Source organism: Pseudomonas sp. HMSC063H08, from assembly GCF_001813645.1.
Classification (GTDB): Bacteria; Pseudomonadota; Gammaproteobacteria; order Pseudomonadales; family Pseudomonadaceae; genus Pseudomonas; species Pseudomonas aeruginosa.
In genome coordinates this window covers 229141-242447 of sequence record NZ_KV813417.1, presented here as the reverse complement: position 1 = coordinate 242447, position 13307 = coordinate 229141, and the positions used below count along the sequence as shown (strand labels likewise).

At 66.2% G+C, this 13307-nt stretch carries 12 protein-coding genes; 10 read left to right on the top strand and 2 right to left on the bottom strand.

Translation table 11 applies throughout. The annotated features are described in order from the left end of the window. Positions 1 to 19: 19 nt before the first annotated feature. The gene (gene sfsA, locus HMPREF2924_RS11765) at positions 20 to 727 is read right to left on the bottom strand and encodes a DNA/RNA nuclease SfsA (RefSeq protein ID WP_003100180.1); all 708 of its coding nucleotides are present in this window, start codon (positions 725 to 727) and stop codon (positions 20 to 22) included. Next, complete coding sequence (locus tag HMPREF2924_RS11760; protein WP_003135217.1) at positions 727 to 1899, bottom strand: pyridoxal phosphate-dependent aminotransferase; 1173 nt, start codon at positions 1897 to 1899, stop codon at positions 727 to 729. Before HMPREF2924_RS11760 ends, sfsA begins: the two co-directional genes overlap by 1 nt. Before the next feature lie 192 nt (positions 1900 to 2091). Here HMPREF2924_RS11760 and dksA point away from each other — a divergent pair, with 192 nt between their 5' ends. From dksA to panD, 10 genes are all read left to right on the top strand, one after another. Further along, on the top strand, positions 2092 to 2538 hold the full coding sequence (gene dksA, locus HMPREF2924_RS11755; protein ID WP_003095122.1) for an RNA polymerase-binding protein DksA: 447 nt from the start codon (positions 2092 to 2094) through the stop codon (positions 2536 to 2538). Between the two features lie 67 nt (positions 2539 to 2605). Next, positions 2606 to 3487, top strand: coding sequence for a tRNA glutamyl-Q(34) synthetase GluQRS (gene gluQRS / locus HMPREF2924_RS11750; protein ID WP_003135219.1), 882 nt, complete (start codon positions 2606 to 2608; stop codon positions 3485 to 3487). A 69-nt stretch (positions 3488 to 3556) separates the two neighbouring features. Beyond that, on the top strand, positions 3557 to 3733 hold the full coding sequence (locus HMPREF2924_RS11745; protein WP_003095129.1) for a hypothetical protein: 177 nt from the start codon (positions 3557 to 3559) through the stop codon (positions 3731 to 3733). After that, a complete protein-coding gene (gene cbrA / locus HMPREF2924_RS11740; RefSeq protein WP_003135222.1) occupies positions 3717 to 6668 on the top strand; it encodes a two-component system sensor histidine kinase CbrA in 2952 nt (983 codons plus the stop codon). The genes HMPREF2924_RS11745 and cbrA overlap by 17 nt, the downstream gene beginning before the upstream one ends. 26 nt (positions 6669 to 6694) lie before the next feature. Next, positions 6695 to 8131, top strand: a complete 1437-nt coding sequence (cbrB, locus tag HMPREF2924_RS11735; RefSeq protein ID WP_003095138.1) for a two-component system response regulator CbrB — start codon at positions 6695 to 6697, stop codon at positions 8129 to 8131. Positions 8132 to 9030: 899 nt separating this feature from the next. Beyond that, positions 9031 to 10434 (top strand): polynucleotide adenylyltransferase PcnB, encoded by a 1404-nt coding sequence (locus HMPREF2924_RS11730; protein WP_003135224.1) that lies wholly within the window; start codon positions 9031 to 9033, stop codon positions 10432 to 10434. After that, on the top strand, positions 10431 to 10919 hold the full coding sequence (gene folK / locus HMPREF2924_RS11725; RefSeq protein ID WP_003100189.1) for a 2-amino-4-hydroxy-6-hydroxymethyldihydropteridine diphosphokinase: 489 nt from the start codon (positions 10431 to 10433) through the stop codon (positions 10917 to 10919). The genes HMPREF2924_RS11730 and folK overlap by 4 nt, the downstream gene beginning before the upstream one ends. A 249-nt stretch (positions 10920 to 11168) precedes the next feature. After that, entirely contained in the window at positions 11169 to 11969 is an 801-nt protein-coding gene (panB, locus tag HMPREF2924_RS11720) for a 3-methyl-2-oxobutanoate hydroxymethyltransferase (RefSeq protein WP_003095147.1), read from the top strand. Then, the gene (gene panC, locus HMPREF2924_RS11715; protein ID WP_003135226.1) at positions 11966 to 12817 is read left to right on the top strand and encodes a pantoate--beta-alanine ligase; all 852 of its coding nucleotides are present in this window, start codon (positions 11966 to 11968) and stop codon (positions 12815 to 12817) included. The genes panB and panC overlap by 4 nt, the downstream gene beginning before the upstream one ends. 93 nt (positions 12818 to 12910) lie before the next feature. Further along, positions 12911 to 13291, top strand: a complete 381-nt coding sequence (gene panD, locus HMPREF2924_RS11710) for an aspartate 1-decarboxylase (protein WP_003095150.1) — start codon at positions 12911 to 12913, stop codon at positions 13289 to 13291. Positions 13292 to 13307 lie beyond the last annotated feature (16 nt).

Sequence of the window (13307 nt, the reverse complement as noted above, 5' to 3'; positions counted from 1 at the left end):
CCCACGGCGCGGCTGTGCCTCAGAGTCGCACCGGGAGGCGCCGCGCCAGGTGCAATCCTTCCGTCGTCACCTCGGCGCCATAGGCCAGCACCTCGACGCCCGCTTGCGCCGCCTCGCGCAACGCCTTGCCATAGGCTGGATCGATCTCGTCGGCGGGGCGCACCGCCTCGACCCCGGAAAGGTTCACGCAGTACAGCTGCACCGCGCGGATCCCCTCCCGCGCCAGCGCCGCCAGTTCGCGCAGGTGCTTGGCGCCGCGCAGCGTCACCGCGTCGGGAAAGGCCGCCACGGCGGTTTCGTCGAAGCCCAGGGTGACGCTCTTCACCTCGATGAACAGTGCGCCCGTGGGGTATTCCAGGCGAAAGTCGGCGCGACTGTTCTCCACGCCGTAGGCCACTTCCCGGCGCAGAGCGGTGAAACCGGCAAGCTCCGCGATGTCCCCGGCCAGCAGCGCCTCCTCTACCAGGCGGTTGGCCCGCGCCGTGTTGACGCAGGCCAGGCGGCCCTGCGGGGTCTCGCTCAGCTCCCAGGTCCCCGGCAGCTTGCGCTTGGGGTCGTTGGAGCGGCTGAACCAGACCCGGCAGCCTTCGCTCATGCAATTGAGCATCGAACCGGTATTCGGACAGTGGATGGTCAGGCGCTCGCCGCCGGCGCTCTCGATATCGGCGAGGAAACGCTTGTAGCGACGCAGCAGGCGGCCTTCTTCCAGTGGCTGCTCGAAACGCATCAGGGCCGCCAGTTCTTCAGGCCGCGGGCGATCCGCTCCACCGCTTCCTGCAGGCGCGGCAGGTTCTGGGTATAGGCGAAACGCACGTGGTGGCCGGCCTGGTGGCGGCCGAAATCCAGCCCCGGGGTGAAGGCCACGTGCTCGGTCTCGATGAAGTGCTTGCAGAAGGCGTAGGCATCGCCGCCGAACGCACTGATATCGGCGTAGAGATAGAAGGCGCCTTCCGGCTCCACGGCGATCCCGAAACCCAGCTCGCGCAGGGCCGGCAGGAGGAAGTCGCGACGGCGGGCGAACTCTTCGCGACGCTCTTCGAGAATGGCGATGGTGCTCGGCTCGAAACAGGCCAGCGCGGCCTGCTGGGCCATGCTCGGCGCGCTGATGTAGAGGTTCTGCGCCAGCTTCTCCAGCTCAGGCACCGCCGCTGCCGGCGCCACCAGCCAGCCCAGGCGCCAGCCGGTCATGCCGAAATACTTGGAAAAACTATTCAGGACGAAAGCGTCGTCGTCGACTTCCAGCACCGAGGCGGCGTCCACGCCATAGGTCAGGCCGTGATAGATCTCGTCCACCACCAGGTGCCCGCCGCGGGCCTTCAAGGCGCCCGACAGGCCGGCCAGTTCGTCGCGATCGAGCAGGGTCCCGGTCGGATTCGCCGGCGTCGCCACCAGAGCGCCTACACTGTCTGAATCCCAGTGTCGCTCGATGAGATCCGGCGTCAGTTGGTAACGGCTGTCCGGCCCCACCGGCACCAGTTGCGCGGCGCCTTCCACCAGGCGCAGGAAATGCCTGTTGCACGGGTAGCCCGGGTCGGCGAGCAACCAGTGGCGGCCGGGGTCGACCAGCAAGCTGCTGGCCAGCAGCAGGGCTCCGGAACCGCCCGGAGTGACCAGCACGCGCTGCGGGTCGAGGTCGACCCTGTAGCGTTCGCCGTAGAATTTCGCGATCGCCTCGCGCAGCGCCGGCAGGCCGCGGGCGGCGGTGTAGCGGGTATGCCCGGCGGCCAGGGCGGCGCGCCCGGCCTCGACGATCGGCTCGGCCGTGGTGAAGTCCGGCTCGCCGATCTCCAGGTGGATCACATCGTGGCCGGCGGCCTGCAACTCGTTGGCCCGCGCCAGCAGGGCCATGACATGGAAAGGCTCGATGGCCCGACTGCGCGCGCTATAGGAGGTAGCCATGGATATTCCGAACTTTGCGAGGAAAAACCGATTCTAACCAAGCCATTACGCGGGCGACACCAGCCTCGACAACCGGGAGTAGCGCCAAGGTTATCGTTCTGGTAAGTTCGCCCGCTTGCGACCGCGGGGCCGGAGAGCCGGCGAGGGAACCCTGCCGCGGACAGGATTAGCGAAAGTGAGAGGCGGCCATTCATGTCCACCAAAGCAAAACAACAGAGCAGCCAGCAGATGACCCGCGGCTTCGAACCCTATCAGGAAACCAAGGGCGAGGAGTACATGAGCGAGCGCATGCGCGCGCACTTCACCGCGATCCTGAACAAATGGAAACAGGAGCTGATGGAAGAGGTCGACCGTACCGTGCATCACATGCAGGACGAAGCGGCCAACTTCCCCGATCCGGCCGACCGCGCCAGCCAGGAAGAAGAATTCAGCCTGGAACTGCGCGCCCGCGACCGCGAGCGCAAGCTGATCAAGAAGATCGACGAGACCCTGCAACTGATCGAAGACGAAGAGTACGGCTGGTGCGACTCCTGCGGCGTCGAGATCGGCATCCGTCGCCTGGAGGCGCGCCCCACCGCGACCCTCTGCATCGACTGCAAGACCCTCGCGGAAATCCGCGAGAAGCAACTCGGCTCCTGAGCCGGACCGACGGGGCGCCAAGGCGCCCCGTTTCGTTTCCGCCGTTCCCCGCCGCACCGCCCGCGCCATGAGCTCTTCCTATGTAGGCCGCTTCGCCCCGACGCCCAGCGGCTACCTGCACTTCGGTTCCCTGGTGGCGGCCGTCGCCTCCTACCTGGACGCGCGTGCCGTCGGCGGCCGCTGGCTGGTGCGCATGGAGGACCTCGACCCGCCCCGCGAAGTCCCGGGCGCCCAGCAGGCGATCCTGGAAACCCTGGAGCGCTACGGCTTCGAATGGGACGGCGCGGTGGAGCGGCAGAGCGAACGCTTCCCGGCCTACGCCGCAGTGGTCGAGCAACTGCTGCGCAGCGGCCTGGCCTACGCCTGCACTTGCTCGCGCAAGCAGCTTGAGGGATTCGCCGGGATCTACCCGGGCTTCTGCCGCGACGCCGGGCACGCCCGCGAGGATGCGGCGATCCGCCTGCGCGTGCCGGAGCTGGAATATCGCTTCGTCGACCGCGTGCAGGGCGAAGTCCGCCAGCATCTCGGCCGCGAGGTCGGCGATTTCGTCATCCAGCGCCGCGACGGTCTCTACGCCTACCAACTGGCGGTGGTGCTGGACGACGCCTGGCAGGGCATCACCGACATCGTCCGCGGCGCCGACCTGCTCGACTCGACCCCGCGCCAGCTTTACCTCCAGGAACTGCTGGGGTTGAGCCAGCCGCGCTACCTGCACGTGCCGCTGATCGTCCAGCCGGACGGGCACAAGCTCGGCAAGTCCTACCGCTCCCCACCACTGCCCGCCGAGCAGGCCGCCGCGCCGCTGACCCGCGCCCTGCGCGCGCTCGGCCAGCGGCCGCCGGCCGAACTGGCCCAGGCCAGCGCCAGCGAGGCGCTGGCCTGGGGCGTGGCGCACTGGGACGCCACGCGCATCCCGCGCTGCGCTACCCTTCCCGAGGAACGCCTGTAGCCCGCCCGGCGGCTTGCCGGCACCCACCCGCAGCCTGTAGCCTGCCGGCCCAAGCATGAGGGAAGCGGCATGTACATCTACCGACTGGTCCTGCTCCTGGTCGTGGGCATCTATCTCTTTTCCCCCGCCATCATGGACTGGTGGATCGACCCCAACGGCGCCTGGTACCGCCCGTACCTGCTGTGGCTGATCCTCATCGTGGTCACTTTCATCCTGCAGAGCCAGCGCGATGCTGACGAGCTTTAGCCTGACCCAGCTGATCCTGATCAGCGTCGCCTACCTCTCCACCCTCTTCGGCATCGCCTGGATCACCGAGCGCGGCTACGTGCCGCGCCGGCTGGTACGCCACCCGCTGGTCTACACCCTGTCGCTGGGCGTCTACGCCAGTGCCTGGGCGTTCTACGGCACGGTAGGCCTGGCCTACCAGTACGGCTATGGGTTCCTCGCCATCTACCTGGGGATTTCCGGGGCCTTCCTGCTCGCCCCGGTGCTGCTCTATCCGATCCTCCGGGTGACACGCGCCTACCAGCTGTCCTCGCTGGCCGACCTCTTCGCCTTCCGTTTCCGCAGTACCTGGGCCGGCGCCCTGACCACGCTGTTCATGCTGATCGGCGTGCTGCCGATGCTGGCCCTGCAGATCCAGGCGGTCACCGACTCGATCAGCATTCTCACCCGCGACCCGGCCCAGGAGCGGGTCGCATTCGTCTTCTGCACCCTGATCACCCTGTTCGCGATCCTCTTCGGCGCTCGCCACATCGCCACCCGCGAACGCCACGAGGGACTGGTGTTCGCCATCGCCTTCGAGTCGCTGGTCAAGCTGGTGATGCTCGGCGGTATCGGCCTCTACGCCCTGTACGGCGTCTTCGGCGGGCCGGAAGGCCTGGAAGTCTGGCTGCTGCAGAACCAGACCGCGCTGACCACCCTGCACACGCCGCTGGCCGAGGGACCATGGCGAACGCTGCTGCTGGTGTTCTTCGCCGCGGCCATCGTGATGCCGCACATGTTCCACATGATCTTCACCGAGAACCTCAACCCGCGCGCGCTGATTTCCGCCAGCTGGGGCCTGCCGCTGTTCCTGCTGCTGATGAGCCTTGCGGTACCGCCGATCCTCTGGGCCGGGCTGCGCCTCGGCGCCTCGACCACACCGGAGTACTACACCATCGGCCTCGGCCTGGCGGTGGACAGCCCGGCCCTGGCCCTGGCCGCCTTCATCGGCGGCATCTCCGCCGCCAGCGGGCTGACCATCGTGATGACCCTGGCGCTCTCGGGAATGGTCCTCAACCACCTGGTGCTGCCGCTCTACCAGCCGCCGGCGCAGGGCAACATCTACCGCTGGCTGAAATGGACCCGGCGCCTGCTGATCGTCGCCATCATCATGGCCAGCTACGCCTTCTACCTGCTGCTGGGCGCCGAACAGGACCTTTCCAACCTGGGCATAGTGTCCTTCGTCGCCACCCTGCAATTCCTTCCCGGCGCCCTCTCGGTGCTGTACTGGCCGACCGCCAACCGCCGCGGCTTCATCTCCGGGCTGATCGCCGGCATGCTGGTCTGGGCGATCACCATGCTGCTGCCCCTGATGGGGAACGTACAGGGCCTGTACCTGCCGCTGTTCGACGTGATCTACGTGCTGGACGACTCCAACTGGCACCTGGCGGCGCTGTCCTCGCTGGCGGCCAACGTGCTGGTGTTCACCCTGGTCTCGCTGTTCACCGAGGCCAGCGACGAGGAAAAAGGCGCCGCCGAGGCCTGCGCGGTGGACAACGTACGCCGTCCGCAACGCCGCGAACTGTTCGCCGGTTCGCCGCAGGAGTTCGCCAGCCAGTTGGCCAAGCCGCTGGGCGCCAAGACCGCGCAGAAGGAGGTCGAGCAGGCCCTGCGCGATCTCCACCTGCCCTTCGACGAACGTCGCCCCTATGCCCTGCGTCGCTTGCGCGACCGCATCGAGGCGAACCTTTCCGGGCTGATGGGACCCAGTGTCGCCCAGGACATCGTGGAGACCTTCCTTCCCTACAAGACCAGCGAAGAAAGCTATGTCACCGAGGACATCCACTTCATCGAGAGCCGCCTGGAGGACTATCACTCCCGGCTGACCGGCCTGGCTGCCGAACTCGACACCCTGCGCCGCTACCACCGGCAGACCCTGCAAGACCTGCCGATGGGCGTCTGCTCCCTGGCCAAGGACCAAGAAGTGCTGATGTGGAACCGCGCCATCGAGGAACTCACCGGGGTCGGCGCGCAGAAGGTCGTCGGTTCGCGCCTGTCGGCCTTGCCCGAACCCTGGAAGGGCCTGCTGGAACGTTTCATCGACGCCCCCGACGAGCACCTGCACAAACAGCGCCTGGTCTACGACGGCCACACCCGCTGGCTGAACCTGCACAAGGCGGCCATCGAGGAACCCCTGGCGCCGGGTAACAGCGGCCTGGTGCTACTGGTGGAAGACCTCACCGAAACCCAACTGCTGGAAGACAAGCTGGTCCACTCCGAGCGCCTGGCTTCCATCGGCCGCCTTGCCGCCGGGGTAGCCCACGAGATCGGCAATCCGATCACCGGCATCGCCTGCCTGGCGCAGAACCTGCGCGAGGAACGCGAAGGCGACGGCGAGCTGACCGAGATCAGCGAGCAGATCCTTGACCAGACCAAGCGCGTATCGCGCATTGTCCAGTCGTTGATGAGCTTCGCCCACTCCGGCAGCCACCTACAGGCCCTGGAACCGGTGTGCCTGAGCGAAGTCGCCCAGGAAGCCATCGGACTGCTGTCGCTGAACCGGCGTAGCGTCGAAGTAGAGTTCTTCAACCTCTGCGATCCGGCGCACTGGGTCGAGGGCGACTCGCAGCGCCTGGCCCAGGTGCTGATCAACCTGCTCTCCAATGCTCGCGACGCCAGCCCGCCGGGCGGCGCGATCCGGGTCCACAGCGAAGCCTCGGAACATACCGTGGACCTGGTCGTCGAGGACGAGGGCAGCGGCATTCCGAAGGCGATCATGGACCAGTTGTTCGAACCGTTCTTCACCACCAAGGACCCCGGCAAGGGGACCGGGCTCGGCCTCGCACTGGTCTATTCGATCGTGGAAGAGCATTATGGACAGATAACCATCGAGAGCCCGACGGATCACCAGCGAGAAGGCGGCACCCGCTTCCGCGTGACCCTGCCGCGGCACCCTGGCCCGACGGCCGAGCTGTAGACGAGCACGTCGAGAGAGCTGAATACATGGCACATATTCTGATCGTCGAAGACGAAACCATTATCCGATCTGCATTGCGACGCCTGCTGGAGCGCAACCAGTACCAGGTCAGCGAAGCCGGCTCGGTGCAGGAAGCCCAGGAGCGCTACACCATCCCCTCCTTCGACATGGTGGTCAGCGACCTGCGCCTGCCGGGCGCCCCCGGCACCGAACTGATCAAGCTCGCCGAAGGCATTCCGGTGCTGATCATGACCAGCTACGCCAGCCTGCGTTCGGCGGTGGATTCGATGAAGATGGGCGCGGTGGACTACATCGCCAAGCCTTTCGACCACGACGAAATGCTCCAGGCCGTGGCGCGCATCCTCAAGGACCGCCAGGAGAACCGCAGCGCGGCCCCGGTCTCCGCCAACGGCGGCAAGGCCGGCGGCGAGCGCGGCGCCAGCCCGGCGGCAGCCGACGGCGAGATAGGCATCATCGGCTCCTGTGCGCCGATGCAAGAGCTGTACAGCAAGATTCGCAAGGTCGCGCCGACCGACTCCACGGTACTGATCCAGGGCGAGTCCGGCACCGGCAAGGAACTGGTCGCCCGCGCCCTGCACAACCTGTCGAAGCGCGCCAAGGCGCCGCTGATCTCGGTGAACTGTGCGGCGATTCCGGAAACCCTGATCGAATCCGAGCTGTTCGGCCATGAAAAAGGCGCCTTCACCGGTGCCAGCGCCGGGCGCGCCGGGCTGGTCGAAGCGGCCGACGGCGGCACCCTGTTCCTCGACGAGATCGGCGAACTGCCGCTGGAGGCCCAGGCCCGCCTGCTGCGCGTATTGCAGGAAGGCGAGATCCGCCGGGTCGGCTCGGTGCAATCGCAGAAGGTCGACGTGCGCCTGATCGCCGCCACCCACCGCGACCTGAAGACCCTGGCCAAGACCGGACAATTCCGCGAAGACCTCTATTACCGCCTGCATGTGATCTCGCTGAAGCTGCCCGCCCTGCGCGAGCGTGGCAACGACGTGATGGAGATCGCCCGCGCCTTTCTGGCTCGCCAGTGCACCCGGATGGGGCGCGCGCCACTCAGCTTCGCCCACGACGCCGAACAGGCGATCCGCCATTACCCATGGCCGGGCAACGTGCGCGAGCTGGAAAACGCCATCGAGCGGGCGGTGATCCTCAGCGAGAGCCAGGAAATCCACGCCGACCTGCTGGGTATCGACATCGAGCTGGACGACCTCGAGGACGACTTCGCCGCCGACCTCGGCCTCGGCCCGGCGGGCGCCGCGGCCAGCAACCACGAGCCCACCGAGGACCTTTCGCTGGAAGACTACTTCCAGCACTTCGTCCTCGAGCACCAGGACCACATGACCGAGACCGAGCTGGCCCGCAAGCTGGGCATCAGCCGCAAATGCCTGTGGGAACGCCGCCAGCGCCTGGGCATTCCGCGACGCAAATCAGGGGCCTCGGCCGACTCGTAACACCCTGCAACCTGTTACCGCAGACGTACCGCGTAACAGAAACCGGGTTCATCGGTAACGGGAACCCGGTTTTTTTGTGCCCTCCGCCGACCCACCGAAAACCTCAACCCATTGATTTTACTGGGTTTCGAAAAACTGGCACGGCATCTGCTTATGTATTGGCACAACAACAATAACAAGCAACGACGAAGACAATAAAAACAACACGTAACGACTCCAGCACAACAAAAACAAAATCGCGGAGGCGCAGCTAACTGATTCTTTTGGAGAGGAGTTGCTGTCGGGACCCGTCCCGCAGCCAGTCGGAAGAAGAATAAAACTGCCTCGAGGCAGCGCACAGACTGGTTGGATCGCTCGACGATCATGGCAGCATCAGCGACCAAAGCAATCCGTTTGCTATTGAACTCCCAGCCTGGGAGATATCCCTGAAGCGACTGGCTCAAGGGACGGGTCGACAAACAAAAACAACAAGCCCGAAATCATAATAAAAACAAAGCACGCACCTACTTGGGGGGGAGCTTCGGCTCCCCCAGTAGCTTCACCCCTCCCTCTGTTTTTCCCGTTTTTCCTTCGCCTTACACCATTTCCCCATCCAATGCTAGAATCCGCGCAGACTATGCGGCCATCCGCATGCCTTGCCAGATTCACCGCAGCCTTCCCGGCCCTCTCCCGCTTCGCGGGAACAGGATGTACGGCCCCTGTTCGTTTCTGTCAGGATGCATGGCGCAGTCGGTTCCGGCGCCCGGGACGCCCTGTGCGTCGCGGGGCCAAACATTCAACGGGTACAGAACACGCCTCGCCCGAGAGGTCCTGATAATGCCGCAGCATTACCCGACGTCCGTCCTGTTTGAGCAACGCAGGCGTGCAATCACCCACATCGTGCTCCCGATAACACATCCATGCTGAAAAAGCTGATCCAGACCATTCGTTCCCCCCTGCGCCGTCCGCGCGCCGTCCGTACAACCCCGGAAGTCATCGGTAACAACCAGCACTCCCTGCGCCGGGACCAGTTCAGCCGGAACGCCGTCAAGGTCGTCGAGATCCTCCAGCGGGCCGGCTACCAGGCCTACGTGGTCGGGGGCTGCGTACGCGACCAGATGCTCGGCATCGCTCCCAAGGACTTCGATGTCGCCACCAGCGCCACGCCGGAGCAGGTCCGCGCCGAATTCCGCAACGCGCGGATCATCGGCCGCCGCTTCAAACTGGTACACGTGCACTTCGGCCGCGAGATCATCGAGGTCGCCACCTTCCGCGCCCATCATCCGGAAGGCCAGGACGATGGCGATAGCCGCGCGTCCAGCAACGAAAGCGGCCGCATCCTGCGCGACAACGTCTATGGCAGCCTGGAAGACGACGCCCAGCGCCGCGACTTCACCATCAATGCCCTGTACTTCGACGTCACCAGCGAGCGGCTGCTGGACTACGCCAATGGCGTTCACGACATCCGCAATCGCCTGATCCGCCTGATCGGCGATCCGGAGCAGCGTTATCTGGAAGACCCGGTGCGGATGCTGCGGGCGGTACGTTTCGCCGCCAAGCTCGACTTCGAGATCGAAAAGCACAGCGCCACGCCGATTCGCCGGCTGGCCCCGCTGCTGCGGGAAATCCCTTCGGCGCGCCTGTTCGACGAGGTGCTCAAGCTGTTCCTCGCCGGCCGGGCCGAGCGCACTTTCGAACTGCTGGTCGAGTACGAACTGTTCGCGCCGCTGTTCCCGGCCAGCGCCAAGGCACTGCAGGCCAACCCCGACTACACCGGCAAGCTGATCCGCCAGGCCCTGGCCAATACCGATGCGCGAATTCGCCAGGGCAAGCCGGTAACCCCGGCCTTCCTCTTCGCCGCACTGCTCTGGCCGGCCCTGCCGGCACGCGTCGCGCAGTTGCAGGAGAAAGGCATGCCGGCCATCCCGGCGATGCAGGAAGCCGCCCACGAACTGATCAGCGAACAGTGCCAGCGGATCGCCATTCCCAAGCGTTTCACCCTGCCGATCCGCGAGATCTGGGATATGCAGGAACGTCTGCCGCGACGCCAGGGCAAGCGCGCCGACCTGCTCCTGGAAAACCCGCGCTTCCGCGCCGGCTACGACTTCCTCCTGCTGCGCGAAAGTGCCGGCGAGGAAACCGAAGGACTCGGCCAATGGTGGACCGATTACCAGGAAGTCAGCGACAGCGAGCGGCGCAACATGATCCGCGACCTGGTCAGCCAGGAAGACGGCAGCGCCCCGCGCAAGCGTCGCCGCGGCGGCAACAGCGGCCGTCGGCGCCGCGGGCCGCGCAAGGAAGGCAGCGGCGGAAGCGGCGAATGATCCAGCGCGTCTACGTGGCGCTGGGCAGCAACCTGGCCGAACCGCGCGAGCAGATCCAGGCTGCCCTCGATGCCTTCGAGCGGCTTCCCGAGACCCGCCTGGTCGCCGTCTCGCCGCTCTATGTCAGCGACCCGCTCGGCCCCGCCGACCAGCCGCGCTTCGTCAACGGCGTGGCGGCCCTCGACACCACCCTGGCGCCGCTCGACCTGCTCGACGCCCTGCAGGCCATCGAACTGGAACAGGGGCGCGTCCGCGACCTGCGCTGGGGTCCGCGCACGCTCGACCTGGACATCCTGCTGTTCGGCGAACAATTGCTCGACCTGCCGCGCCTGAAGGTGCCGCACTACCACATGCAGGCGCGCGCTTTCGTGCTCTATCCCCTCGCCGATCTCGCCCCCGACCTGCGCCTGCCCGATGGCCGCCACCTGCCGGAGCTGCTCGCGGCCTGTCCGTTCGAGGGCATCGAACGCCTTCCGGGCGCCTGACCCTGCCTGCCCGCCGCTGCGCGGATACCTCGCGGCGGGCTCTTCACACTGTTACCGAAAAGCTGACGAAGGACGCCGCGGATGGGCGTACACTGCGCGCGCAACCGCAGGCGGCGCGGCGTTCGGCAGTGGCAGTAACGCCGTAACAATGCGGTAACACCTGCAATTGACTTCGAGCCACCCCATCCGGACTATAAGTGGCCGTTTGCCCCGCGCCGGCTCATCACCGGCCCAACGAGGAGCCTTTCCATGCCTGATGTAACCCTGACCACCCTGCAAGGGTTGAAGCAGAGCGGCGAGAAGATCGCCATGCTGACCTGCTACGACGCCACCTTCGCCCACACCGCCAGCCAGGCCGGCGTGGACGTGCTTCTGGTCGGAGATTCGCTCGGAATGGTATTGCAGGGTCACGACAGCACCCTGCCGGTCAGCAACGAGGAAATGGCCTATCACACGGCCTGCGTGAAACGCGGTAACAAAGGTTCCCTGATCGTCACCGACCTGGCCTTCGAATCCAGCCATTCCGTGGCCCAGACCCTTGCCGACGCGGTCCGCCTGATGCAGGCCGGCGCACACATGGTCAAGCTGGAGGGTGGGGCCTGGCTGGCGGAGCCGATCGCCCGCCTGGCACAGATGGGCGTGCCGGTCTGCGCGCATCTCGGCCTGACCCCGCAGGCGGTCAACCTGTTCGGCGGCTTCAAGGTCCAGGGCCGCCAGGAAACCCAGGCGCGCCAGTTGCGCGCCGATGCCATCGCCCTGGAGCAGGCCGGCGCCGCCATGCTGCTGCTGGAGTGCGTGCCCAGCGTGCTGGCCGAAGAGATCACCCAGGCGGTGAAGATCCCGGTGATCGGGATTGGCGCCGGTGCGGCGACCGATGGCCAGGTGCTGGTCATGCACGACATGCTGGGTCTCTCGCTGACCGGCCGCTCGCCCAAGTTCGTCAAGGATTTCATGCAAGGCCAGGAGAGCATCCCAGCCGCCATCGCGGCCTACGTCCGCGCCGTCAAGGACGTGTCCTTCCCCGCCGCCGAACACGGATTCAACGCATGAACACCGTCAAGACCGTCCGTGAACTGCGCGCCGCGGTGGCGCGCGCCCGCAGCGAAGGCAAGCGCATCGGCTTCGTGCCGACCATGGGCAACCTCCACGCCGGCCATGCCGCGCTGGTAAAGAAAGCCGGCGAACGCGCCGACTTCGTGGTCGTCAGCATCTTCGTCAACCCGCTGCAATTCGGCCCCAGCGAAGACCTCGACAAATACCCGCGAACCCTCGCAGCCGACCAGGAACGCCTGCTCGAAGCCGGCTGCCACCTGCTGTTCACCCCGACCGTCGAGGAAATGTACCCCGACGGCATGGACGGGCAGACCCGCATCCATGTTCCCGGCGTCTCCGAAGGCCTTTGCGGCGCCAGTCGTCCCGGCCATTTCGAAGGCGTGGCGACCGTGGTCAGCAAGCTGCTGAACATGGTCCAGCCGGACCTCGCGCTGTTCGGCGAAAAGGATTTCCAGCAGTTGGCGGTGATCCGCAAGCTGGTCCGCGACCTCAACCTGCCGGTGCAGATCTTCGGCGAGCCGACGGTGCGCGCCGCCGATGGCCTGGCGTTGTCCTCGCGCAACGGTTACCTCGACGAGCAGCAGCGCGCCGCCGCCCCGGCGATCTACCGCACCCTGCGGCAGCTCGGCGAACGCATACGCGCCGGCGCCGAGGACTTCCCGGCATTGCTCGCCGACGCCCGCCAGGCCCTGGAACAGGCCGGGCTGCGCCCCGACTACCTGGAAATCCGCGAGCCGATCAGCCTGCGCCCCGGGGTACCCGGCGACCGCCAACTGGTGATCCTGGCCGCCGCCTACCTGGGCAGTACGCGGCTGATCGACAACCTCTCAATCAACCTCGATTGACGCATGCCGAGCCCCCGGTTCCCGGGGGCTTGAGCGCTCACCACGGACTCGCCATACTCTGCCGCCCCCCGCGGACCCGATAGGAGTCGCCCCATGCACGCCATCATGCTCAAAGCCAAGTTGCATCGCGCCGAAGTCACCCATGCCGTCCTCGACTACGAAGGCTCCTGCGCCATCGACGGCGATTGGCTGGACCTCTCCGGAATCCGCGAGTACGAACAGATCCAGATCTACAACGTCGACAACGGCGAGCGCTTCACCACCTATGCGATCCGCGCCGAGAACGGCTCGAAGATGATCTCGGTGAACGGCGCCGCGGCACACAAGGCCAAGGTCGGCGACCGCGTGATCATCTGCGCCTACGCACACTACAGCGAAGCCGAACTGGCCAGCCACAAGCCGCGCATGCTGTACATGGCGCCGGGCAACCAGCTCAGCCATACCAGCGAGGCGATTCCGATACAGGTCGCCTGACCTCGCCCCCTCTGGA